Genomic DNA, 22,954 nt, shown 5'->3' with positions numbered 1-22,954 from the left:
CTCAGGGCGCCCTTTCAGTCATTTCTCGGATCCACGCTGGGATTTCGCGACTTGCCGAATTTCCCGAAAGCGGTCACGCGATTGACATCCCTGGCGTTCGCGTCCTCTTCATAGGCCGCTACCCTTATAAGGTCTTCTATCGTGCCCGTGCCGACGCAATTGAGATCCTGCACATCCGGCATACCTCAAAGAAGCCGGTTGGCTAGGCCGTAAACTAGGTGGAAAGCGGACTTGGGATTTGTGGAAAGCACTCATGGCGTATGTCATGCTACAACCGCAGTCATCGAGAATGGTTCATTCATGAATTGGGAACAGATAGCATCGGATTTCGCTTGGGACGGCTTTGGCGAGACATCTACATTCTGAACACGTCTGAGGTAGATTGGCAGGGCGTCTGGAACATCCTCCTCGAATGGACCCCGCCTCCTGATTTCAGTGTCTCCGGCAAGATCGAGTCGATGCCATTGGGCGTCGAAGCGGCCCTGGAAAGCGAAACAGGCAGCTTACTGTCCTTTTACGTCGGGCCAATTCAGCTTGCGTGTCACTTCTTCAGCGCTGACGAAATTGAGTTCGACTTCGATCCAAGGCAAGTCACTGGAAAAACCGAGGTTGAGCACCTTGACCGCTTTATGCGATTGCTCGGTGACGCTACTGGGAAGCAGATAATTCTCACGCAGGAAAATGATCAAGCGGCTATCATCGCCCGCTACTCTCCCGATCTTGAGAGGGTAGTTTGGACTGCACTTTCATAGCCGAATGTCTGCAACGCGTCGGTCGACTAGCGGCTTTCAAATCGTGCCGAAACCCGAGGCAGTCGCTTCCGTATCCGGCTACGCGAATGAGTCTACGTCCAGGGAACCATCGTGAGCCCACCGGCGAGGCGTGAATACTGCTCCGCCGCCTCCGAAGTGTTGCCTTTGGGTTTGCTAAGCCGCTTCAGCCAAACACTTCGCACATGTCCCACGAAACTCGATCACCGCCTTCTTGGCGGCGAAGCCGGTCGAACGCACCCATTCGTCGAGCCGGTGGCCGACATCGTGGTCGGAGAACTCGGTCACCTGGCCGCAGGTGTCGCAGATGGCAAACGCCGTCATCGAATGGCTGTGGTCGTGCGGCTCGGCACAGGCGACGAAGGAATTGAGGCTTTCGAGCCTGTGCACGAAGCCGGATTTCACCAGCGTGTCGAGCGCCCGGTAGACCTGCAGCGGCGCGCGAAAACCGCGCTCGCGCAATTGGTCGAGCAAAGTATAGGCGCTGAGCGGTCCGCTGGCGGCCTCGAGTTTCTCGAGCACGCAAAGCTGGTTCTTCGTCAGTACATCCCTTGCCGCCATGATCCCGTTCCAAGCCGCTCCGTGCCGATCGCTGCCATTAGGCATGCAATCCGGCCTCTTCCACTGAGATAGCGACGAACTGCCTTTTTTGCTACTGTTTGTATCGCAGCCGATGGTCGGCAGACCGGCGACGCCATATTCAAAATACTGACATCCTCGGCCAGGCTGGCCGTGCTTGGAAATTCGATCGGGCTTGGGGAAGCAATCATGATCAAAGTGACGCGGCGGACGCTGCTTGCCGGCACGTCCGCGCTGGCCGCTGCCGGCCTGGTGCCGTTTCGGGCATTCGCAGCGGCGCGCACCTACCATGCGCTGCTTGTTGCCTGCACCGATTATCCGAACCTGCCGAAGAAGAACTGGCTGATCGGACCGAAGAACGATGCCGGCCTGGTGCGCGATTACCTCCTGAAGTACACGCCCGCGCCGGTGAAGTTTTCAGCCGAAAACGTCGCGCTGCTCGCCAAGGATGTCGAAGGCGCCAACGGACCGCCGACACATGCTGCGATCAAGGCAGCACTCGCCGACCTTGCCGCCAGGGTCCAGCGTGACGATTTCGTCTACCTGCATTTGTCAGGTCACGGCGCGCAACAGCCGGCGGCAAACAAGGGCGACGAGACCGACGGCCTCGACGAGATTTTCTTGCCGTCCGACATCGACAAATGGGTGAACCGCGAACAGGGCGTGCCCAATGCGCTGGTCGACAACGAGATCGGCACCGCGCTTGACGCTATCCGCGACAAGGGCGCCTTTATCTGGGCCGTATTCGACTGCTGCCATTCCGGCACTGCGACGCGCGCCGCCGAGGTCGACGACGAGCTGGAACGCAAGGTCGAGTTCGCCGATCTGGTCGGCGGCGACGACGCTGCCAGGGCGGCTGCGGTGAAAGCCTATGACGAGATTGCGTCGGCCGCGCCGCGCGGCTTTGACGAGAACGGGCAGCGCAAGCCGGCCTTCAAGCTGACGCCGACCGGCGCCGAGCCGACCACCAAAGGCAAATTGGTCGCCTTCTACGCGGCGCAGACGGTGGAGACGACGCCCGAGATGCCGCTGCCCAAGGGCACGGCCGATGCGCCGCGTTTCGGGCTGTTCACCTTCACCATCCTGTCGAAACTGGCCGAGAACCCCAACATCACCTACCGCCAGCTCGGCCAGGCCGTGCTGCAGCAATATTCGGCGGACGGCCGCACCCGGCCGACGCCGATGTTCGAAGGGGAACTCGACGCCCGCGTCTTCGGCACCGACAAGACAGACGCGGTCATGCAATGGCCGATCGTCATCGAGAACGACAAAGCCACGATCGGCGGCGGACTGCTGCATCGCCTCACCCCTGGCAGCAGGCTCGCAATATTGCCCTCGGCGCTGTCGCCGCTGTCGGACGCGCTTGGCTATCTCCAGGTGCAGTCGGCGAAAAACCTGGAAAGCCGGGTCAAGCCGGTCGAGTTCGGCGGCAAGCCGGCGCTCAAGCTGGCCGACATCCCCGCCAATGCCTATGCCCGGCTCGCCGAGCTCGCCGTCGACTACAAGCTCGTGATTGCGCGGCCGGCGGCGACCAAAGGCCTCGAGAAAGAGGCCGCGCTGGCGAACTCGGTTCTCGACGATCTGGCGGCCAGGGAGAACTCAGGGTTCCACATCGCGCTGGTCGAGCCGGGCAAGAGCGCAGATCTGCGTCTCGCCGTGCTGCGCGAGAACGCCATTGCCGGCGCCGCCGAAGATGCCACCGACGCGCCGGCACTGTGGTTCCTGCCGGCTTCGGGCGACATGACGCTCAAGGGCGGCAGCAAGCCGCCGATGATCGTCATTCATCCGGACGGCCGCGAAAAGTTGGTCGATGCAGCGGCCAAGAACCTGACGAAAATCTTCCGCGCCATCGGCCTGTCGAGGCTGGCCGCCGCTTCCGATTATCGGCCGGAAGAGGTCAGCGTCGAGTTCCGGATCAAGCGTTTTGACAGCGACACGCTGCAGCCGATCGAACCGTCGACGGTGCCGCGTGTTTCGCCCGACGATCAGGTCCACGTGCTGGCCAAGAACGGTTCGACCAACCTGGTCGACATCAACGTGCTCTATGTCGGCTCCGACTATTCCATCCAGCATTTTCTTGCCGAGCGCCTGACCGAAGGCGCCGTGCTCGAGGAAGGCCTGTTCAAATTCACCGACACCAGCTTCGGCATGGAGCGAATGATCGCCGTCTTGACCGAAGCACCGCCGCAGAGCGAGAAGCAGGATCTGAGTTTCCTGGCGCAAGAGGGCGTTGTCTCTGCAACGCGCGGACTTGGACAACCAAACTTCTCCGATATGCTGGCCGATATCGGCATGGCGCCGGCGACGCGTTCGGCCATGCGGCTCACCGACGACAAGGGGTCGAAGGGCGCCGTGATGATCTTCCCGATGGAGACGGTGCCGCGCGCCTGAGGCGGGGTCAGGTGCCCGGCCGGGCCTCTTGCCTAATCGGCTGATAATGAACATTCTTCGACCGCCGTTGTCGGCGGCCGAACGGAACGGATGAGGGCGTTCGTGAACAGGACCGTATTTTCGTGGCGCGCAACAACCGCCGGCCTTTTCGCCGGGCTGTTGCTGGCCGCCAATGCTTCGGCGGATGAGGCTTGCGGCCTTTGCGCCAAGGAGATCGTCATCAATTCCGAACTGGCGAGCTGCTTTCTCGACCAGTACGACCAGATCGCCAAATCCGGCAACGCCGCCGTCGTGGTCGATCTCAGCAGCTGCACCTCACGCGGCGTGGTCGAACCATTACCGTCGCCGGGTAAGGCGCAGGTGGCGCCTGACGTGCAGTTCATCGTTTCGCGGGCGCAGCTGGATTGCCTGAAGAAGAAGCTGGAGACGCCGGGCATCGTGCTCGACCCGTCCGCCACCATAGAACTGGACAGCTGCGGATGACGAAAGCGGGGGGCAACGCAACGCAGCAGGCAGTGACGGCGCCGGCACTGCAAAAGAAGCCGGTGTCGCTGCCGGAAACCGTCGAAGGCCTGCCGTGGGTGAGCAATCACGAGGTCAAGAAGGAGGCGAACCCATTCACCGATCGCGACTGGCGCATGCTCGTCTATGCCTGGTCCGGATTGCTGGTGCGCCTGGCGATCATCTTCACCCTGATCTTTTCGGTCTACCAGTTCCTGGCGAACCAGGAGCAGAAGCGCGTCGAGCAAACGATGTCGCTGGTCGAGCTCTGGGAAAGCAAGGATTACCAGCAGGCGCAACGGGCCCTCAAGCAACGCCTGGCGGCGCTCAACGCCAAATACGGCAATCTGCTCAGTGCCAATCCGACGCCGACCGAGGAACAGGTGTTCAGACAACGCATCGGCATCGAAGCGATGAGCGCAACCGGCGGCGACATGCCGCTTGCCGAGTTCAGCGACAATTTCGACCGCATCGTCTATTTCCTCAACCGCCTTTCCTTCTGCGTCGAAGGCAGGCTGTGCTCACGTGAGGTCGCCGACTCCTATTTCCGCGACTATGCCGCTTCCTTCTGGAGCTATTTTGCCGGCTATATCGACAAGGAGCGCAAGGCCGGTTCACCGACTTTCGCCCAGCCGATCGAGAACTATGTCCGCCAGGCGCCACCCTCGGCCCAGTCCAGATAATCCCGAAAAATGCGAAGCCGGCGACGGAAATGCTCCGCCGCCGGCTAGTTCTCCGCGATGATCGCGGCGGGAACTCTGCAGGCCTATTTGTACAGGCTGTTGATCCACTGGACGTTGATGGCGTTCAGACGCACGGCGGTGTTGGCATCCGGGCTCTCGGCCACGTTCACGCCGGTGATGACGCGCTGCTTGGAGCCATTGTCATAGGCGTAGACCGAGCTGCCGCTCGATCCCGGATAAGTGTCGCAGTCATACTGGAAATACTCGATGGCGATGTGTTCGGCGAGCACTTCGCAGGTCGCCTTCCACATCGTGCCCATCGGCTTGTCGCCGGGATAGCCGACGATGTTGGCGGTGAAGTCGCCGAGATCCACATAATTGGCATAGCCCAGCCAGCCGAGGTTGGTGCCGACATCCTGCTTCAAGGTGACGATTCCGAGATCCCATGGCACGACCGAGCCGTAAAAGCCCTGATAATTGTCGATGAAGCCCTGGACGATATAGGCGCTTTCATAGGTGAAGGCGCCGAACGGTGCGTCGTCGGCAGTCTTGCCGTTGAGAGCCGGCACGAACAGGATATCGTCCAGCCAGGCCTTGTCTTCGTGGCTGTAGAGACAGTGCGCCGCGGTGAGCACCGTGCGCGGGCCGATCAGCGTCGCCGAGCAGCTGCCATAGCTGCCGCTCTTCGATTTGCCTTCGAGGTAGCCGATCGCGGTGAACGGGTAGGTTTTGGTATTCTTGATCTGCTCCCGGTCGTCCGTCCCGAACACCTGGCGGCCGGCCTCTTCGCCTCCGCTCAGCCCGGAATTCTCGGACTTCTGTCCCTCGGCGGGCGCGTTCATTTCGTTGATGACAAGGTCCTTCAGCGTCTCGTTCGGATCAATCTTGATGTCCTTGCCATCGGCGGAGCGGCCGACGATGCCATAGGATTTGACGGCCGTTGCTTCGTCGGTGAGCGGCGCGGCACGGTTGGCCTCGTCCTCTGTCAGTTTCGGCGGGGCGATCGGTTTCGCCCGGCCAGGCTTGTAATCGCCCGATGTCACGTCACGCATGCTTTCGCCGTTGCCGGCATTGGCGGAACCTGGCTCGGCAGCCAAGGCAGGAACCGCCCACATTGCGGTGGAAAGCAACGCAGACGCAATAATGCACTGTGTCAGTTTTGTCATGATGAGACTCTCCCAAAAGTCAGCAAGGACTGGATCAAGATATAGAAATATTGTCGAGATCGTGGTGGCGCCGAAAAATGAATTTGGTTGCCGGCGCCTTTACCAGGCCATTATTCAGTGCAGCCAGTTTAGGTCCCCGCCAAAAATGGCCGCAACGGTATACTGCCTAAAATAATCCAACATTGGCAACGACAAATTGCTTCCACATAGCCCGTGGGGGTTATAGATTTGGGCGGGTTTGGCTCGACACCACGATTTAGCAAAAGTGGTACTCGGTTTTGTGACGGATCACGCTCCACATCGGCGCATGATCGGCTCACCGGCCGGTTCCCCTTTCAGTGGATCACGCGTCGAGGCTGATCTGTCGGAACATCATCTCAGGGGGTTCGAGGTGAAGATCATCCATAGGTTCAGACCGATTGCTGCCGCCTCGCTGCTTGCCATCGCGGCGGCCTTGCCGGTCGTCAATTCCGTTCATGCCACGGACGCGGCCGCCCGGCCCGAGGCGGCGATCTCGCCGATGAAACGCGTGGCCGAGGCCAGGGCAAAAGCCAAGGCGGAGAACCCCGACGGCACCGATCGCGTCTACGGCGGCAAAGAGGCCGAGAAGGGCGCCTACCCGTTCCAGGTGGCGTTGCTGACCACCGGCAAACTGGACGAAAGTCCGGCCTCGCAGGCAAATGCGCAGTTCTGCGGCGGCAGCCTGATCGCGCCGCAATGGGTGCTGACGGCGGCGCACTGCCTCAACGACGACGGCAAGCCGATTTCGCCTGACGTGGTCACCGTGCTCACCGGCGCCACCGATCTCAGCGAGGGCAAGCGCAACAAGGCGGTAGAAATCATCGTCAACGAGGGCTACAGCGAGCAGACGCTGGACAACGATCTCGGCCTGATCCGGCTGGCCGAGCCGGCCGATGCCCCGACCATCAAGATTGCCCGTGAGCCGACCCCCGACGCCGGCAAGACCACGGTCACCGGCTGGGGCAAGATGCAGGACGGAACATTTCCCACCGCGCTGATGGTTGCCGACCTGGACCTCCAGCCGAACGCAACCTGCAACAACGGCATCAAGGCGATTTATGCGCGTGATTTGAAGGCTGCGCTCGGCGAGCTCGCCCGCCGCATGCGTTACTCGGAAAGGAGCATCGAGGCGGCCGCCAATGCAATTGCTGCTGATATGGCCGATCCGCTGACCGGCAACATGATCTGCGCCGGCACCGCCAGCGGCGAGCGCGACGCCTGCAATGGCGACAGCGGCGGACCGCTGTTCATGACCGGCGCCGATGGTCCGGTGCAGGTCGGCGTCGTCAGCTGGGGCGAAGGTCCGGCCGACGGCAGCACCGCCTGCGGCCACAAGAACGCCTACGGCATCTACACGCGGCTGGCCAATTACACCGGCTGGATCGAGGAGAAGATGAAGACGGCAGCGCCTGCAGCGCCCAAAGCCCTCGGCACGGCGCAGAAGCCAGACACACCCTGACCGGCGTCATTTGCTGAATGACGGGGGGAGCAATCCCGCCGTTTCTGCCCGGAACCTTAGGTCGGGACTAGAACCAGCGATCGCGGCGCTGGTCTGTGGCGGCCAAGGTGAGGCCCAGTAGCGCCCCTACGGCCGCTCCGAGTATGAATGCGGACGATACTGTGCCGGGATTCTCCTGGACGACCCCGGACACCGTCTGCGCCCTGTTGCGCAGGGCTTGTGCCGTCCGGGAGGCGCGCTCGGCAGCGCTGTCATACCAGTCGCCGGCGTCTTCGATCGCCTCTTCCGCGCGTTCGGCCAAGGTCCGATTGATCTTGCTGATCTCGCGCCTCAGCTGCGCGACCTGCTTCTCCAGGGCTTCCTGAGCTTCACGTTGAGTCATCTTCGGTGTTGCGGATTCGTTCGGTTCGTCGGCCATGGTAATCTCCTTTGCTCAGGTTCGGCTCAACGGCCGGCCCGCTATCTAGGTTCCTCCGCAAAACGCATCTGTCCGGTGTTTGTTCGATGAGGGACCGGGTTTTGTCCGGCATGTGTGCGAAATCGGCCTGAACATAGGATCGTTCCGGCGCTCCCCGCGTTGGTGAAAACGCCACAAGGGAGGAACCGTCATGGACAACGATCGGCATGAAAAGATTCGGCAGCGAGCCTATGAAATCTGGATGCGCGAGGGCCGCCCGGATGGCGCGCATGAGCGTCATTGGCAGCAGGCGAAGCAAGAGCTTGGCTACGATGAGACGACGACCGGCCAGGCTGATGATGACGCGGCCGAGCACGGTCCCACTGGAACGATCGCCAGTTCCGACGTTCTGACGGTCGAGGCACTGGCGATGCGCACCGGGATAACCGGTGATCAGGCGCAAGAGCTGATCGACAGGCTTGGCAACGACAGGGCGACGCTCGAGCAAGCCGCGCGGAACATCAAGGCAGCCGAAAGTTAGAGCCTGTTTGAGGAGAAATCTCCAACGTGCCTCTGGCGTGATTCATCGCACGCTCTTAGCGGCGCTCGACACCCTTTGCCGCCAGCATGTCGTCAACGGCTGCCGACATCAGAAATTCCGACAGCTGCTCGGCAGCTTCTGCGTTCGTTGAACCGGCACTGATGCCAATGGTGAAGTCGACGTAACTTTGGAGTTCTGCCGGAAACCGACCGACAAGCACGACCTCGGGAGCGGCCGCGAGAATCGAAGTCACGGGAACGACCCCCAACTCGGCTTCCCCACGGCCCACGGCGGGCGCTGTCTGCCCTCCTGGTATGGCCACCAGCTTGGGCTTCACCTCATCCGCTATCCCCAAGCGTTCCAGCAAACCGGAGAAGTAGCCACCGCTGGTTCCTTCACTGGCATAGGCGATCGATCTGGCGCTCTTCAACGCCTGTTCGAATGCTTCCACGGACCCGATATCGAGCGGTCGACTGCCCGCCTTGGCTGCCACCCCCATTGCTATCCGGCCAAACGCCACCTGGCTCCCCGCCTTGACCTTTCCCGAGGCAGTCAGATCCTGAACCAGGTCCGGATTGGTGATGACGAGGTCAAAAGCTTCCCCAGCTTCAATCTGCTTCTTTACTGTCGGATTGAGCTCCCACCTGACCGCAACCGTGAATCCTGTGGCCGTTTCGAACTGGGGTATGAGGGCTAGGATGGCGGGGCGGACCGCAATAGCGCCAAAAAGCCGGGTTTCCTGATTCATCGCCTAACCCCGAATCGGACGAAACGACCTTCTTGCAATACCCATCCAGCTGCCCGGCCATTCCATGCTCAGCGTCCCGGAAGCCGTCGCCCTTCGGCCACCGGATGCCGTCGTCGCCTACTTCCTCGGCGGCCCCTTGCGCTCGGCCGATGCCGCCCAGAGGTTGATGTCCGACTCGCGGGCAAAGGTGTCGATCTCGGCGAGCTCGGCATCGCTGAAGTCGAGCGCCTCAAGCGCGCCGACGCAATCCTCGACCTGTTCCGGCCGGCTGGCGCCGATCAGCGCCGATGTGACCCTGCCCCTGCGCAGCACCCAGGCCAGCGCCATCTGCGCCAGCGTCTGGCCGCGGCGACGGGCGATGACGTTCAGCGCCTCGATATTGGCGATCGATTTGTCGTTGATGAATGCCGGGCGCAGCGACTTGCCCTGGCTGGCGCGGCTGCCATCGGGGATGCCGCCGAGATATTTATCGGTCAGCATGCCTTGCGCCAGCGGCGAGAACACGATCGAGCCGACGCCAAGGCCCTCCAGCGTATCGAGCAGGCCATCGTCCTCGACCCAGCGGTTGAGCATCGAATAGCTCGGCTGATGGATCACGCAAGGCGTGCCGAGCTGCTTCAATATGTCGGCGGCCTCGCGGGTGCGCTGCGAATTATAGGAGGAAATGCCGGCATAGAGCGCTTTGCCCGAGCGCACCGCGTGATCGAGCGCGCCCATCGTTTCTTCCAGCGGCGTGTCGGGGTCGAAGCGGTGCGAATAGAAGATGTCGACATAGTCGAGCCCCATCCGCCTCAGGCTCTGGTCGAGGCTGGCCAGCACATATTTGCGGCCGCCCCATTCGCCATAAGGCCCTGCCCACATTTCGTAGCCGGCCTTGGTCGAGATGATCAGCTCGTCGCGATAACCGGCAAAGTCCGTCCGCAAGATCTCGCCGAACGCCCGCTCCGCCGAGCCGGGCGGCGGGCCGTAATTGTTGGCGAGATCGAAATGCGTGATGCCCAGATCGAAGGCCCTGCGCGTGATCGCCTGCTTGGTTCTATGCGGCGTGTCGTCGCCGAAATTGTGCCACAGCCCAAGCGAGATCGCCGGCAGCTTCAGGCCGGACCGCCCGCAGCGATTGTAGACCATCTTTTCGTAGCGGTGTTCGGCGGGAACATAGGGCATGGGAAATCCTCATATCGAAACGAGCCGACAGCTGCCGCCGCGATGACGGGCAAGTCGAGGCCGGCCCACCCTTAGCCTCTCCCCGCGCAAACGGGGAGAGGCTTTTTGCGGTGCTTGGGAGGTGCGCCGACTACTTGGTTTTCTTCTTCGCCAGCAGCTCCTTCGCCGCCTTGACGCCGAGTGCCGCGGGCCGCTCGCAGCTGGTCTGCATGGCGACGAACTTTCCCGTTTCGCCGGAACGCAACAGGCCGGTCATGACGTCGACGGCATGCAGCGCCAGTTCCATCGAGCAGCGGTGCGGCCGGCCTTCCCTGATCGCGATCGCCATGTCGGCCAAACCGGCGGTGCGATAGTTGGCCATCATGCCTTGCGAATGCATCTCGTTGGGCACGCCGAACGGATGCGGCCATTTCGGCAGCTTCTTCACCGGCTTGGCGGCTTCGGTGTAGCGCACCTCGCCGCCGAAGAAGTTCGGATCCGGCACGAACACCGTGCCCGCCTCGCCATAGAGCTCCATCGGCGCGTGGCCGTGGCTCCAGACATCCCAGCTGGTGTTGAGCGTCACCACGGCGCCGTTCTCGAATTCCAGCACGCCATGGATCGTCGTTGGCGTGGAGACCGGTATCTTTTCGCCGGCGCGCGGCTTCGAGCTGATGATGCGTTCCGTCATCGGGATCGAAGCGAAGGCGGCGACCCGCTTCACCGGCCCGATCAGCTGGATCAGGTTGGTGATGTAATAGGGTCCGATATCGAGCACCGGCCCGGCGCCCGGCTGGAAGAAGAAGTCCGGATTGGGGTGCCAATGCTCCATGCCATGGCTCATCACATGACAGGTGCCGCTGGTGACCTTGCCGAGCCTGCCGGTGTCGATCAGGTCGCGGACAAGCTGGTGCGCGCCGCCAAGGAAGGTGTCGGGGGCAGAGCCGATGCGCAGCCCCTTGCTTTCCGCACGTTTCTTCAGGTCGAGCCCTTCCTTGACCGACAGCACGAAGGGCTTCTCCGAATAGACGTGCTTGCCGGCGTCGAGGATCTGCTTCGACACCTCGTAATGCACCGCCGGAATGGTCAGGTTGACGATGATGTCGATATCGTCGGCCTTGAGCAGCCCCTCGACGGTCTCGGCGCGCAGCTTGAACTCTTTTGCCCGGGCTTTCGCCGCTTCCATGTTGATGTCGGCGCAGGCGCGCATTTCGATGCCGCGAAACAGCGGCGCCAGCGAGAAATACGCCTTCGAGATGTTGCCGCAGCCGATGACGCCGATCCCAAGTTTTGTTGCCATGCTGATGTGCTCCTAATAGGTCTTGGCGGCTGCGATCGAGCGGCGGGCGAAGCGCTCGATGTCGTTGGGATTGTCTTGTTCCATGACGTAGTATTTCGCAGCGCTTTTGGCGCGCAGCGCCTTGATCAGGCCGGGCCAGTCGATGGTGCCGTGGCCGACGTCGGACCAGCCGTCCTCGTCGAGGCCCTCGCCCGGCTTGGCCAAGTCCTTGACATGGACGGCGACGATGCGCTTGCCGTGCTTCTCGATCCAGGGCAGCGGATCGACGCCGCCGCGCACCACCCAGGCGACGTCCATCTCCCAGCCGATGTCGGGCGCGGAAGACAGGATATGGTCCTGCGGCACCGAGCCGTCGGCGAGCGCCTTGAATTCGAAATCATGATTGTGCCAGGCAAAACCATAGCCGGCTTTCCTGGCCGTCTCGCCGACCTTGGCAAGGCGTTCGCCGAAGCCGCGCCAGCCGGCCGCGTCGGCCGGCCTGAACTCGGCGTTGAGGAACGGGCAGATGAGCAGCGTCATGCCGAGCGCATCGGCCGTCCTGCGCACGCCGTCGAAATCCTTCTCGAGCGCGTCGATCGAGAAATGCCCGGTCGGCATGGCAAGGCCGTTCTTGTCGAGCTCGGCACGGAACGCCTTGGGATCGTCATAGACGCCGCCGAACCCTTCGACCTGGCTGTAACCAAGCTCGCCCAGCATTTTGAGCACGCCCTCCCAGGGCTGGAAATTACGCGCGCTGTAAAGTTGGAATGACCAGTTCATCGTCTCTGTCCGTTTCTTGGGGATGGTTAGTCTTGGGGGGAAATGGAAAAGTCTTGGGAGGCTAAATCAGGCTCTAGAGGCGGTTACCTGTAGCGGCGTCGAACAGCGAGGCCCGCATCGGGTCGAAACCGATGCCGACCGCCTCGGCGTTGTTTGGCGTACGCTCGGCTGTCACCCGTACCGTGAAATTCTGGCCGGCGAGCTTCAGCCAGACCAGCGTGTCGGAACCCATGGGCTCGACGACCTCGACATTTGCCGTGGCTGCGAATGGCCATCCCGTGCCGCTGTTGAACGCCACGTGCTCGGGGCGGATGCCGAACACGGCCGGCCCTGGCACCGGGTCCTTCTCGAAAGCATAGGTGGCAAGCGGTATCCGCACATCCTCGGCGACGAAGTGCCAGTCGCCTGCCGCCTGCTCCAGCCTGCCGTCGAGAAAGTTCATTGCCGGCGAGCCGAGGAAGCCAGCGACAAACCGGTTGACCGGCCGGTTATAGATGGTCTGCGGCGCATCGAGCTGCTGGATGACGCCGCCCTTCATCACCGCGATGCGGTCGGCCAGCGTCATCGCCTCGATCTGGTCGTGGGTGACGTAGATCATGGTGTTCTCGAGCTTGCGATGCAGTAGCTTGATCTCGACGCGCAATTCCGCGCGCAGTTTGGCGTCGAGGTTGGAGAGCGGCTCGTCGAACAGAAAGACGTCGACGTCGCGCACAAGTGCGCGCCCGATCGCCACACGCTGGCGCTGGCCGCCGGACAGGGCCGCCGGCTTGCGATGCAAGAGCGGTTCGATCTGCAGGATCTCGGCGGCCCGGGCGATGCGCTTGGCAATCTCGTCCTTGGCGAGGCCGGCAACGCGCAGCCCAAACGACAGGTTCTTCTCCACCGTCATCTGCGGATAGAGCGCGTAGGATTGGAACACCATGCCTATGCCGCGATCCTTGGGCTCTTCCCAGGTGACGTTCTTGCCCTTGATGAAGATGCGGCCTTCGGAAACGTCGAGCAGCCCGGCAATGCAGTTGAGCAAGGTCGACTTGCCGCAGCCGGACGGGCCGAGCAGCACGATGAACTCGCCTTCGGCGACATCGAGGTTGAGCGTCTGCAGCACCGATATCGCGCCGAAATTCAGTGACAGGTTCTGGATCGAGACGCTGGTGCCGTTTGCCCCCTTGCTGCCGTTTGCCGCAACGCTGCCGTTTGCGTTCATCGCCATCATCCTTTCACCGCGCCGGCGGCGATGCCGCGCACAAACAATTTTCCGGACAGGAAATAGACGATCAGCGGCACGAGGCCGGTCAGGATGGTGGCTGCCATGTTGACGTTGTATTCCTTCACGCCTTGCACCGAATTGACGATGTTGTTGAGCTGCACCGTCATCGGATAGGTGTCGGGGCGGGTGTAGACGACGCCGAACAGGAAGTCGTTCCAGATGCCGGTCACCTGCAGGATGATGGCGACGACGAAGATCGGCAGCGACATCGGCAGCATAATGCGGAAATAAATGCCCCAGAAGCCGGCGCCGTCGACACGCGCTGCCCGGAACAGCTCCTCCGGCATGGAGGTAAAGTAGTTGCGGAACAAAAGTGTGAGGATCGGCATGCCAAAGATGGAATGGACGATCACCAGGCCGCTGAGGCTGCCGTAGAGGCCGACTTCGCGCAGGATGATGACGATCGGATAGATCATCACCTGATAAGGGATGAAGGCGCCGACGATCAGGATGATGAAGAAAGTGTCGGCGCCTTTGAAGCGCCAGTTGGCAAGTGCATAACCGTTCACCGAGGCGAGCGCGATCGACAGGATCACCGACGGGATGGTGATGCGCACCGAATTCCAGAAGCCACGCGACAGCCCGTCGCAGTTGAGCCCGGTGCAGGCGCTCGACCATGCCTTGACCCAAGGCTCGAAGGTGATCTCCATCGGCGGCGAGAAGATGTTGCCGAGGCGTATCTCGGGCATGCCCTTGAGCGATGTCACCACCATCACGTAGAGCGGTAAAAGATAGTAGAGCGCCACCACGATCAGCGTGCCGTAGAGGAAGATGTTGCGGCGCGAGAATGTGTGGCGCGGCTTCGGCCCGCTCGGCCCGTAGCCTTCGAGCCCCCCGGCGCCGGCAATGGCGGGCAATGAAACGGTATGGTCAGACACGCTTCTTGCCTCCGAACTCGAGATAGGCCCACGGCACGATGACGATGATCACCGACAGCAGCATCATCGTCGAGGCGGCAAACCCCTGGCCGAGGTTCTGGGCGAAGAACATGTAATCATAGACATATTTGGCCGGGACTTCGGAGGCGATACCGGGCCCACCGCTGGTCTGGGCGACGACAAGGTCGTAGACGCGAACGATGTTGGAGGCGACGATGACCAGCGTGGTGATGAAGACCGGCCGCATCATCGGTATGATGATGAACAGATAGGTCTTCCAGGTCGGTATCCCGTCGACCCGCGCGGCCTTCCAGATATCCTCGTCGATGCCGCGCAGGCCGGCCAGCATCAGGCACATTATGAGCCCGGTGCCTTGCCAGAGAGCGGCGATCAATATGCCGTAGATGACGATGCTGGAATCATAGAGCGGATTGAAGCTGAAGCTCGTCCAGCCGAGGCTGCGCACCACTGCCTGGACACCGAATTCGGGGTTGAGCAGCCACTGCCAGACCAGACCGGTGACGATGAAGGACAGGGCGAAGGGATAGAGGAAAATGGTCCGGAACGTGTCCTCGAACCGAATCTTCTGGTCGAGCAGGGCAGCAAGCAGGAAGCCGATGACCAGCGAGAACACCAGCGACAGCACGCCGTAGATCAGCAGGTTCTCGATCGAGATCAGCCAGCGCGGCGTCGCCCACAGCCGATAGTACTGGTCGAGACCGACGACGTGCAGCCGCGGCAGCAGCTTGGAATTTGTGAAGGAATACAGCACCGTCCAGAGGGTGCCGCCGACAAAAATCACCAGCGCGGTGAAGATCATCGGGATCGAAGCGACTTTCGCATTGAGGTTGCGAAAGAGTTGGCTAGGGCGTTCGCTCTTGCTCATCTGCACAGCCGCGCTGGATCGGGTAAGGGCCGGAGGGTCAAGAGGCCTTGACCCTAGCTCCCGACCCTGCGTTCGCAGGGGCGGGAGTGAGGCGGTTGGTCGATCGCTCAATCGGCCGAACCGACAATGGCGGCGAAGCGCTTCTGCGCATCTTCCACGGTCATGTCCTGCTTGGCGAAGAACTCGGAGAACAGATCCTCCTTCTGCTTCTGCGTATCCTGCGAAAGCAACTGGTCGGTCCAGGGCATGACATTGCCCTTGGCGAGAATTTCGAGCCCCTTCTTCATGCAGTCGTTCGCCGCCTTGAGGTCGACGTCGCCGCGCACCGGCAGCGAACCTTTCTTGAGATTGAAGGCGACCTGCGTCTTGGGATCGAGCAGCGTGTGGGCCAGCACTTCCTGTGCCTTCGATTTTTCGGGATCCTTCAGCAGCGGAAAGTAGAAAGCGTCGCCGCCGGTGGCGATGACCTCGTTGAGACCGAGGCCCGGAAGGCAAGTATAGTCCTTGCCGGCGGTCTGGCCGGCAACCTGGAACTCGCCCTGCGCCCAGTCACCCATGATCTGGCCGCCCGCCTTGCCGGTGATGACCAGATTGGTGGCCTGGTTCCAGTCCTGCACATTGGTGTTCTTCGCCATCTTGCGGGCGTCGTCCGCGGCCTTGAAGACCTTGGCGACTTCGGGCCCGGCGGCGAATTCGGCGTCCTTGTCCTTGTAGACCTTGAGGAAGGCGTCGGTGCCGCCGACCGCCGCAAGCAGCACGTCGAAAGCGCCGGAGGCCTGCCAGGGCTGGCCGCCGACCGCAAGCGGCAGGATGCCTGCCTTTTCCAGCGCGGGCGCCGCAGCGACATATTCATTCCAGTTCTTCGGCACCGGCACGCCGGCCTTTTTGAAGGCGGCGTTCGACAGCCACAGCCACTGCCAGGAGTGGATATTGACCGGCACGCAATAAATCTTGCCGTCGAGGGTACAGCCGTCGAGCAGGCTCTTCGGCTGCACGATTTCCGTCCACTTTTCCTTGGTGGCGAGATCGGTGAGGTCGCGCATCAGCCCGGCCTGCACCAGTTCTTCCGCCTGCCGGCCGTGATTGAACTGGGTCGCGCCCATCGGGTCGCCGCCGGTGATGCGGCTGATCATGATCGGCCGCGCCGTGCCGCCGGAACCGGCGATAGCGCCGTCCACCCAATGATTGCCGGTTGCGTCGAAAGCCTTGGCAAGTTCCGCGACCGCTGCCGCCTCGCCGCCGGAGGTCCACCAATGGGTGACTTCCAGATCCGTCGCGGCCGCCGGGCCGGCAAATTGCAGCGCGATCGTCGCAGCCAGCGCAGCAGTCATGAGTTGGTATCGCATTTCGTTCCTCCCAGAATCTGAAACGTTACAGATTTTCGATACGGCAATTGCTTGAGGCGCGCAACCCCTCAGGCGAAGGTGGCATCAAGTTTTTTCGAAGCGCGAATAAAATCGCGCGGCTCGCTGGCCTACCGCATCGCAACCAGGGAGGTTGCACTGCAAAATGCAATGCTGCGACGCCAGACAGATCGGAAAAGTCCGTTCCAATCACGGTTTTGCGCCGATTGCAGCGCCGCTCGTTCCGCGCGTGTCACCAGTGATGTGGCAATGGTCGTGACAATCTGTAACGTTTCAGTATATAGCGGTTTCATTCGGTGAAGGCCCGCGGCGAACCCGCGGCCGGCCGATTGCCGGGCTGTCCGGCAACTGTTATGCGCCTGACGGGGCGGGACGAATGAACAGGCATCAAAAAGAGAAGGCCGACGACGCGTCGGGCCAGGGCCGGCCGACACTGAAGACGCTCGCCTTCATGACCGGGCTGGGCGTCACCACCGTGTCGCGTGCGTTGAAGGACGCCCCCGAGATCGGCGCCGAGACCCGGCGGCGCGTCCAGCTTGTCGCCAAGCAGATCGGCTATCGGCCCAACCGTGCCGGCGTACGCCTGCGCACCGGCAAGACCAATGTCATCAGCCTGGTGCTCAACACCGAGCACGAGATCATGAGCTTTGTCTCGGACATCATCTACGGCGTTTCGGAAGTCATCGCCGACACGCCCTATCATTTGATCGTGACGCCCTATTCGCGCTCCCAGGATCCGCTCGACCCGATCCGTTACCTCGTGGAAACCGGTTCAGCCGACGGCGTCATCATTTCGCGCACGCAGCCGAACGATCCGAGGGCCCGATATATGCTGGAGCGCGGCATCCCCTTTGCCACGCATGGCCGCACCGACATGGGGCTGATCCATCCCTACCATGATTTCGACAATTACGCTTTCGCAGCCGAGGCAGTGCGCCATCTGGCCGGCCTCGGCCGCCGCCGGCTGGCTCTGCTGGCGCCGCCGGTCGAGCTGACCTATCACGGCCACACGCTCGCCGGCTTTGCCGATGCGCTGAGCGAGGTCGGCGCCAGCGAGATCCCGTTCAACACCGTTTCGATCGATCATTCGATCGAGCAGATCAGAATGCGGACGGCGCAGTTGATGCGCCGCGATGTCAGACCGGACGGTTTCATCAGCAGCGCCGCCGCCGCGACGCTCGCCATCGTCGCCGGCATCGAAGACGCCGGCCTCAAGCTCGGCCGCGATGTCGATGTGGTGTCCAAACAATCGTCGGAGCTTCTGCACCTGTTTCGCAGCGAATTGCTGGTCGTCAACGAGAACTTCCGGCTGGCCGGCGCCGAACTCGCCCGCTCGGTACTGGGCTGGATCGGCGGCGCCGCCCCCGGCACCCTGCAAAGCCTGAGCGAGCCGGGCGAAGTCCAGGCCTATCGCCGCCCCGACCAGGGCGGGGTATGTTCAAATTGAACTCCCGCTCCATCTATTGTCATAGCCGCATTTCTGCGACGCCGAGTGATTTCACTTGGCTGGAAAATGCGCGCCGCCGACGGCAACCTTGGGACCGAATGCTGTCCGTCCGATATGGGGACGAGATCACCATAGAGCGGCCGTAGGAGCACGCGGCAGTCACGTTTCGGGACTAAGGGGCTCATCACTCTTAATACCACGATGCAACAGCAGCTTGGACCGGCCATATTTGTTACGAATAGTGACGATGTCGGATTGATCGCCCCGACCTCGTCGTTCCAGAAAATGAAGGAGCAACGATATGTCTGAAAAGGAAGTCTTGTCTGTCATCCGGGGCCAGGAAGACGCAACTGCCAAGGGGGACGCCCGCGCCAACGTCGATGCCATGGACCCGGATGTCGTGGTTTTCGATCTGCCGCCGCCGCTTGCCTATCGAGGCGAACAGGCACGCGACATCGAAGGGATAAATGCTTGGTTTGCAACTTGGCGCAACGGCGTCACCGTTCACATGGCTGACCCGCAGCTCATGATCGACGGCGATCTTGCAGTGGCCTTCGGGCTGTCGCGCATGACTGGCATTAAGACCGATGGCACAGAGGTCGACTCCTGGAGCCGGCGAACCATCGTGCTAAGGCGCATCGGCGGTTCTTGGAAAATCATCCACGAACATGCCAGCTTCCCTATGGCAATGGACGGAAGTGGGCGCGCTGTGACGGATCTCTTGCCGTAGTTCCGGAACGCCTAACGTCCTCAACGGGATGTCGGCTTTCACGCGGCAAGGGTTCGTAGGCGAACGGTCGAATTAGCGGCCCGTTGCTGACAGTCAACCTTGCGGCCGAAAGCGGATTGGCAGCTCCGGGCCGCAGATCTTTAATTGCGGACATTTAGGTCGGCGTGGGCATCGTCGTGACCTGACCCGAAGCGGTCACGGGTCCGGTTGAGAGGCAACTGCCGCGAACAAGCGGTAGGGATAGATGGGACTCGCTCGTCAGTGGCGCTGCGCAGGAGAGCCAAGGCGTCGCGCGAGTCATACTCTCAAGAAGCGTGATCTGTGGTATAGAGGCCGGTGAGGGCACGCCGGAGGCGCCGGTCCTACCTGCCTCTGACCTGCGCCTGGCGTGTCGCGAATCTGAACTGAGGCTCAACATGGAGCGGAAGCTCGCTGCCATCCTTGCCATTGATGTTGTCGGTTACTCGGCGCTCATGGAGGTGGATGAAGCGGGCACCTTCGACCGGCTGAAACGGGGCCGCAAAGAGTTGTTCGAGCCGGAAATCGCGACGCGACACGGGCGAATCTTCAAGCTTATGGGAGACGGCCTGCTGGCGGAGTTCGGTAGCGTGGTGGATGCGGTCGAATGCGCGGTCACGCTTCAGCGCGGCATGACGGAACGTAACGCGAGCGTCGCCGAAGACCAGCGCTTCGAAGTCCGGATCGGAATCAACCTTGGGGAAGTGATCGTGGAAGGGGACGATCGCTATGGCGAGGGCGTGAATGTAGCGTCGCGCCTCCAACAACTCGCCGAGCCCGGTGGCATCTGCGTTTCGGAGAAGGTGTCCAAGGAGGTCAGGCAGAAGCTGGCGTTTGCGTTCGAGCCTATGGGCGAGCAGCGGGTGAAGAACATAGCCGAGCCGATATACTGCTATCGCGTCAACCTGCAGCTTCCGAGAGCCGCTCAGGTCGGGCGACTGGCATCGCTGGAATTGCCCGACGAGCCCTCGATCGCGGTCTTGCCTTTCACCAACATGAGCAACGATCCGGAGCAGGAAACCTTTGTCGACGGCTTGACCGAAGACCTGATCACCGACCTATCTCGCTGCGCCGGCCTCTTCGTCATCGCACGCAACTCGACCTTTGCTTACAAAGGGCGGTCGGTCGATGTGCGTTTGGCCGCGCGTGATCTTGGGGTGCGCTATGTGGTTGAAGGCAGCGCCCGGCGCGCCGCGGGGCGCGTGCGCATCAATGCGCAGCTGATCGACGCGATCGGCGGCGATCATATCTGGGCCGAGCGCTACGACAGCAGCCTCGAGGATATCTTTGCAGTGCAGGACGAGGTCACGGCCAAGATCGTCGAAGCCCTGGTCGGCCGATTGGCCGGACAGCCGGCGCGCAAACGGCCGACGAGTCTCGAAGCCTATGACCTCTGTGTACAAGCCCGCGGCGTCAGTTTTCAGACCGGGTTAGGCGCGCAGGAAGCGCGCATGCTGCTGGAGAAGGCGATCAGACTCGATCCCGACTATGCCGAAGCGCATAGCTTGCTGGCCCTCAATCTTTGGCTCGGCTGGCTGTTCTGGAACGAGCCGAAGGAAACCAACCAACCTCGCTCGCTCGCGGAAGCGCAGCAGGCAGTGGCGCTCGACCCTAACGATGCCGGGAACCGGTGGGTGCTGGGCATCATACTTGGTCACGAACGGCGTTTCGCGGAATCGGATGCAGAGTTCGAGGCGACTTTCAAGCTCGATCCCAATCATGCCGATGCCTGGGCGATGCGCTCGGATCTCATCACCTTGAGGGGCGATGCGGTCAAGGGCGTCGAATTCGTGAAGCGGGCGTTGCGGCTCAATCCGCGCCCTCCGGGGTGGTACCATTGGATGGCGGGCCAAGCCTATTATGCGCTCGGCGACTATCAATCCGCGGTCGAGGCTTTACGCAAGCCGGAAACCTACCGCACCACGTCGCGGCGCATGCTTGCGGCAGCCCTCGCGCAGCTCGGACGCCTGGATGAAGCCCGTCAGGAGGCGGAGTTCTTCATGATGAGCAATCCCCATTTCAGCATCAGGCACTGGGCGACATCGCAGCCATTCGACGACGAGGAAGTGCTCCAGCGCTTCGTCGAAGGCTACCGCAAGGCTGGCCTTCCCGACTAAAGAGCTTTGGATCGCCGGCTTGCTCTCGTCAGGACATAGGCTTTGGCTGTGAGGGCAAATGCCCGTGGGTTCCCTCGATCAATGTCCGTTGATGGCGCAACCACGATCTCCAGCGTGATCGCCAGCAAGGTCCGCTTTCAAGAAACTACGAAGCCGATCTCTACGGCCGAGACCGGGCGCTAACCCGCCGCCCCACTCCCCCACGGGCCATGGAAAGCACCCTGCCCATCGATGCGCTCGAAGCCGTGCGCGCCGAAGAAATCGCGTTGCGCCTGGATCAGGTTCGAAGTGCCGCGGCCCTGCCGGTAACTGTCGAAATAGGCAAGTGCAGATGACAGGGCCGGCACCGGCGAGCCGGCTTCGGCCGCCCTTGCCACGACACGGCGAAGCGACGGATGTGCCTCCTGCATCAACGAGACGAAAGCCGGCGCCATCAACAGGTTGGTGGCCGCGTCGCCGGCGCCGAAGGCCTCCGCCATCGTATCCAGCAATTGCGAGCGTATGATGCAGCCGGCCCGCCAGATCTTGGCGATGACCGGCATCGGCAGGTTCCAGTTGAATTCCTTCGACGCGCCGCTCATCACCGCAAAGCCTTGCGCGTAGGCGGCGATCTTGCCGGCAAACAGCGCCAGCTCGAGATCGGCGAGCAGGGCGTCCCTGTCTCCGGAAATCCTGCTCACGCCGCCGCCATAGACCTTTTCGGCGGTCAGCCGCTCGTCCTTGATCGACGACAGCACGCGGGCCGCCACAGCCGCCTCGATCGCGGTGGCCGGAATGCCGAGCTGCTGCGCCTCGATCACCGACCATTTGCCGGTGCCCTTCTGGCCGGCGCGGTCGAGGATGATGTCGACCACCGATTTGCCGGTCTTATGATCGTCGGCGGCCAGCACTTTGGCGGTGATCTCGATCAGGTACGAATTGAGCCGGCCCGTGTTCCACTGCGAAAACACCTCGGCGATCTCTTTCGGCCCCATGCCCAGGCCGTCGCGCAAGATGCCGTAGATCTCGGCGATCATCTGCATGTCGGCATATTCGATGCCGTTGTGGATGGTCTTGACGAAATGGCCGGCGCCGTCGGTGCCAAGCCACGCCGCGCAAGGTTCGTCCTTGAACTTGGCTGAGATCGCGGTCAGCACCTTTTCGACGCGCTTCCAGGACTCTTCGGTGCCGCCGACCATGATCGAGGGACCGTGGCGTGCGCCCTCCTCGCCGCCCGACACGCCCATGCCAATGAAGGTCAGGCCCGAATCGGTAAGCTCCGAGAAGCGCCGCATCGTATCGCGGAAATTGGCGTTGCCGGCGTCGATGACGATATCGTTGGCCGACAGCACGCCGCGCAATGCTGCGACCTGCTCGTCGACCGGCTTGCCGGCCAGCACCATGATGATGATCGGCCGCGGCGGCCGGATCGCGGCGGCCAGTTCCTCGAGGCTGTAGCAGGGCACCACCCTATCCCTGAGCGCGCCGGCATTTTCGACAAAGGCATCGGTGCGCGCCGCCGTGCGGTTGAAGACGGCGATGCGGTGCCCCTTCTCGGCGATATTGAGCGCCAGGTTGGAGCCCATCGTGCCAAGGCCGATCAGGCCTATTTCGGCTTTTTCCATCGTTTCTTCCCTGCTTTCGGATCTTGTTGGTTGAGCCCGCGATTGGGTTGACGCCCATTCTTGATGGCGATGATTGACGGGGGTTCGCGGCCGCGTCAACCGCCTCGCCGAATTGTGTTGCAGCGTGAGGCGTGCTGAGATTCAGGTCAGGCCGCGCCGAAAATGGTGGTTTTCGAGAACCGGAG

General features: G+C 62.1%; 21 protein-coding genes and 1 pseudogene. 10 read left to right on the top strand and 12 right to left on the bottom strand.

The window, feature by feature from the left end:
• Positions 1-17: 17 nt before the first annotated feature.
• Both NKJ35_RS22065 and NKJ35_RS22060 read left to right on the top strand, forming a co-directional pair.
• Positions 18-206, top strand: a pseudogene (locus NKJ35_RS22065) (type II toxin-antitoxin system RelE/ParE family toxin); the annotation flags it as partial.
• A 12-nt stretch (positions 207-218) separates the two neighbouring features.
• The gene (locus NKJ35_RS22060) at positions 219-752 is read left to right on the top strand and encodes a hypothetical protein (RefSeq protein ID WP_352649538.1); all 534 of its coding nucleotides are present in this window, start codon (positions 219-221) and stop codon (positions 750-752) included.
• 174 nt (positions 753-926) lie between these two features.
• On the opposite strand, the gene NKJ35_RS22055 is transcribed toward NKJ35_RS22060, so the two are convergent.
• Positions 927-1,331, bottom strand: a complete 405-nt coding sequence (locus NKJ35_RS22055) for a Fur family transcriptional regulator (RefSeq protein WP_023675234.1) — start codon at positions 1,329-1,331, stop codon at positions 927-929.
• A 207-nt stretch (positions 1,332-1,538) separates the two neighbouring features.
• Here NKJ35_RS22055 and NKJ35_RS22050 point away from each other — a divergent pair, with 207 nt between their 5' ends.
• The 3 genes from NKJ35_RS22050 (at position 1,539) to NKJ35_RS22040 (ending at position 4,924) form a co-directional block, all read left to right on the top strand.
• Positions 1,539-3,740 (top strand): caspase family protein, encoded by a 2,202-nt coding sequence (locus NKJ35_RS22050; RefSeq protein ID WP_352649537.1) that lies wholly within the window; start codon positions 1,539-1,541, stop codon positions 3,738-3,740.
• A gap of 102 nt (positions 3,741-3,842) precedes the next feature.
• On the top strand, positions 3,843-4,223 hold the full coding sequence (locus NKJ35_RS22045) for a hypothetical protein (protein WP_352649536.1): 381 nt from the start codon (positions 3,843-3,845) through the stop codon (positions 4,221-4,223).
• Entirely contained in the window at positions 4,220-4,924 is a 705-nt protein-coding gene (locus NKJ35_RS22040; protein WP_352649535.1) for a DUF4760 domain-containing protein, read from the top strand. Before NKJ35_RS22045 ends, NKJ35_RS22040 begins: the two co-directional genes overlap by 4 nt.
• 83 nt (positions 4,925-5,007) lie before the next feature.
• Here the strand turns inward: NKJ35_RS22040 and NKJ35_RS22035 are convergent, their stop codons facing one another.
• Positions 5,008-6,090 carry a trypsin-like serine peptidase gene (locus tag NKJ35_RS22035; protein WP_352649534.1) on the bottom strand — a complete coding sequence of 361 codons (1,083 nt, stop codon included), beginning with the start codon at positions 6,088-6,090 and terminating at the stop codon, positions 5,008-5,010.
• A gap of 391 nt (positions 6,091-6,481) precedes the next feature.
• Here NKJ35_RS22035 and NKJ35_RS22030 point away from each other — a divergent pair, with 391 nt between their 5' ends.
• Complete coding sequence (locus tag NKJ35_RS22030) at positions 6,482-7,570, top strand: S1 family serine peptidase (protein WP_352649533.1); 1,089 nt, start codon at positions 6,482-6,484, stop codon at positions 7,568-7,570.
• A gap of 67 nt (positions 7,571-7,637) precedes the next feature.
• Here the strand turns inward: NKJ35_RS22030 and NKJ35_RS22025 are convergent, their stop codons facing one another.
• Positions 7,638-7,988, bottom strand: a complete 351-nt coding sequence (locus tag NKJ35_RS22025; RefSeq protein ID WP_352649532.1) for a hypothetical protein — start codon at positions 7,986-7,988, stop codon at positions 7,638-7,640.
• 190 nt (positions 7,989-8,178) lie between these two features.
• Between NKJ35_RS22025 and NKJ35_RS22020 the strand changes: the two genes are divergently transcribed.
• Positions 8,179-8,508, top strand: coding sequence for a DUF2934 domain-containing protein (locus NKJ35_RS22020; RefSeq protein WP_352649531.1), 330 nt, complete (start codon positions 8,179-8,181; stop codon positions 8,506-8,508).
• A 55-nt stretch (positions 8,509-8,563) separates the two neighbouring features.
• Here the strand turns inward: NKJ35_RS22020 and NKJ35_RS22015 are convergent, their stop codons facing one another.
• The 8 genes from NKJ35_RS22015 to NKJ35_RS21980 form a co-directional block, all read right to left on the bottom strand.
• Positions 8,564-9,256 carry a molybdate ABC transporter substrate-binding protein gene (locus NKJ35_RS22015; protein WP_352649530.1) on the bottom strand — a complete coding sequence of 231 codons (693 nt, stop codon included), beginning with the start codon at positions 9,254-9,256 and terminating at the stop codon, positions 8,564-8,566.
• Between the two features lie 117 nt (positions 9,257-9,373).
• Complete coding sequence (gene mgrA, locus NKJ35_RS22010; protein ID WP_352649529.1) at positions 9,374-10,420, bottom strand: L-glyceraldehyde 3-phosphate reductase; 1,047 nt, start codon at positions 10,418-10,420, stop codon at positions 9,374-9,376.
• Between the two features lie 130 nt (positions 10,421-10,550).
• Positions 10,551-11,699 (bottom strand): Gfo/Idh/MocA family protein, encoded by a 1,149-nt coding sequence (locus NKJ35_RS22005; protein WP_254816780.1) that lies wholly within the window; start codon positions 11,697-11,699, stop codon positions 10,551-10,553.
• A 12-nt stretch (positions 11,700-11,711) separates the two neighbouring features.
• The gene (locus NKJ35_RS22000) at positions 11,712-12,458 is read right to left on the bottom strand and encodes a sugar phosphate isomerase/epimerase family protein (protein WP_352649528.1); all 747 of its coding nucleotides are present in this window, start codon (positions 12,456-12,458) and stop codon (positions 11,712-11,714) included.
• Between the two features lie 73 nt (positions 12,459-12,531).
• Positions 12,532-13,662, bottom strand: coding sequence for an ABC transporter ATP-binding protein (locus tag NKJ35_RS21995; RefSeq protein ID WP_352649527.1), 1,131 nt, complete (start codon positions 13,660-13,662; stop codon positions 12,532-12,534).
• A gap of 5 nt (positions 13,663-13,667) precedes the next feature.
• Positions 13,668-14,603, bottom strand: coding sequence for a carbohydrate ABC transporter permease (locus NKJ35_RS21990; protein WP_352649526.1), 936 nt, complete (start codon positions 14,601-14,603; stop codon positions 13,668-13,670).
• On the bottom strand, positions 14,596-15,489 hold the full coding sequence (locus NKJ35_RS21985; RefSeq protein WP_352649525.1) for a carbohydrate ABC transporter permease: 894 nt from the start codon (positions 15,487-15,489) through the stop codon (positions 14,596-14,598). Before NKJ35_RS21985 ends, NKJ35_RS21990 begins: the two co-directional genes overlap by 8 nt.
• 107 nt (positions 15,490-15,596) lie before the next feature.
• Complete coding sequence (locus NKJ35_RS21980) at positions 15,597-16,835, bottom strand: ABC transporter substrate-binding protein (protein ID WP_352649524.1); 1,239 nt, start codon at positions 16,833-16,835, stop codon at positions 15,597-15,599.
• 394 nt (positions 16,836-17,229) lie between these two features.
• Here NKJ35_RS21980 and NKJ35_RS21975 point away from each other — a divergent pair, with 394 nt between their 5' ends.
• The 3 genes from NKJ35_RS21975 to NKJ35_RS21965 all read left to right on the top strand — a co-directional run bounded on the left by NKJ35_RS21975 (position 17,230) and on the right by NKJ35_RS21965 (position 21,165).
• On the top strand, positions 17,230-18,300 hold the full coding sequence (locus NKJ35_RS21975; protein ID WP_352649523.1) for a LacI family transcriptional regulator: 1,071 nt from the start codon (positions 17,230-17,232) through the stop codon (positions 18,298-18,300).
• A gap of 301 nt (positions 18,301-18,601) precedes the next feature.
• Positions 18,602-19,030, top strand: coding sequence for a YybH family protein (locus tag NKJ35_RS21970; RefSeq protein WP_352476371.1), 429 nt, complete (start codon positions 18,602-18,604; stop codon positions 19,028-19,030).
• A 416-nt stretch (positions 19,031-19,446) separates the two neighbouring features.
• Positions 19,447-21,165, top strand: a complete 1,719-nt coding sequence (locus tag NKJ35_RS21965; protein ID WP_352649522.1) for an adenylate/guanylate cyclase domain-containing protein — start codon at positions 19,447-19,449, stop codon at positions 21,163-21,165.
• A gap of 179 nt (positions 21,166-21,344) precedes the next feature.
• Here NKJ35_RS21965 and gnd read toward each other — a convergent pair whose 3' ends face one another.
• Positions 21,345-22,769: an NADP-dependent phosphogluconate dehydrogenase gene (gene gnd, locus NKJ35_RS21960; RefSeq protein ID WP_352649521.1), complete on the bottom strand. Its 1,425-nt coding sequence runs from the start codon at positions 22,767-22,769 to the stop codon at positions 21,345-21,347.
• Between the last annotated feature and the right edge of the window lie 185 nt (positions 22,770-22,954).

The sequence above is a fragment of the Mesorhizobium sp. M0136 genome (assembly GCF_040322515.1).
In the GTDB taxonomy this organism is placed as follows: domain Bacteria; phylum Pseudomonadota; class Alphaproteobacteria; order Rhizobiales; family Rhizobiaceae; genus Mesorhizobium.
This window is presented reverse-complemented; position numbering and strand designations above follow the sequence as displayed.

Bases quoted from the DNA above. Each gene is read 5' to 3' on its own strand.
- NKJ35_RS22055 (WP_023675234.1), bottom strand. From the start codon at position 1,331: ATGGCGGCAAGGGATGTACTGACGAAGAACCAGCTTTGCGTGCTCGAG.
- NKJ35_RS22050 (WP_352649537.1), top strand. From the start codon at position 1,539: ATGATCAAAGTGACGCGGCGGACGCTGCTTGCCGGCACGTCCGCGCTG.
- NKJ35_RS22040 (WP_352649535.1), top strand. From the start codon at position 4,220: ATGACGAAAGCGGGGGGCAACGCAACGCAGCAGGCAGTGACGGCGCCG.
- NKJ35_RS22035 (WP_352649534.1), bottom strand. From the start codon at position 6,090: ATGACAAAACTGACACAGTGCATTATTGCGTCTGCGTTGCTTTCCACC.
- NKJ35_RS22025 (WP_352649532.1), bottom strand. From the start codon at position 7,988: ATGGCCGACGAACCGAACGAATCCGCAACACCGAAGATGACTCAACGT.
- NKJ35_RS22020 (WP_352649531.1), top strand. From the start codon at position 8,179: ATGGACAACGATCGGCATGAAAAGATTCGGCAGCGAGCCTATGAAATC.
- NKJ35_RS22015 (WP_352649530.1), bottom strand. From the start codon at position 9,256: ATGAATCAGGAAACCCGGCTTTTTGGCGCTATTGCGGTCCGCCCCGCC.
- mgrA (WP_352649529.1), bottom strand. From the start codon at position 10,420: ATGCCCTATGTTCCCGCCGAACACCGCTACGAAAAGATGGTCTACAAT.
- NKJ35_RS22005 (WP_254816780.1), bottom strand. From the start codon at position 11,699: ATGGCAACAAAACTTGGGATCGGCGTCATCGGCTGCGGCAACATCTCG.
- NKJ35_RS22000 (WP_352649528.1), bottom strand. From the start codon at position 12,458: ATGAACTGGTCATTCCAACTTTACAGCGCGCGTAATTTCCAGCCCTGG.
- NKJ35_RS21995 (WP_352649527.1), bottom strand. From the start codon at position 13,662: ATGAACGCAAACGGCAGCGTTGCGGCAAACGGCAGCAAGGGGGCAAAC.
- NKJ35_RS21985 (WP_352649525.1), bottom strand. From the start codon at position 15,489: ATGAGCAAGAGCGAACGCCCTAGCCAACTCTTTCGCAACCTCAATGCG.
- NKJ35_RS21980 (WP_352649524.1), bottom strand. From the start codon at position 16,835: ATGCGATACCAACTCATGACTGCTGCGCTGGCTGCGACGATCGCGCTG.
- NKJ35_RS21975 (WP_352649523.1), top strand. From the start codon at position 17,230: ATGAACAGGCATCAAAAAGAGAAGGCCGACGACGCGTCGGGCCAGGGC.
- NKJ35_RS21970 (WP_352476371.1), top strand. From the start codon at position 18,602: ATGTCTGAAAAGGAAGTCTTGTCTGTCATCCGGGGCCAGGAAGACGCA.
- NKJ35_RS21965 (WP_352649522.1), top strand. From the start codon at position 19,447: ATGGAGCGGAAGCTCGCTGCCATCCTTGCCATTGATGTTGTCGGTTAC.
- gnd (WP_352649521.1), bottom strand. From the start codon at position 22,769: ATGGAAAAAGCCGAAATAGGCCTGATCGGCCTTGGCACGATGGGCTCC.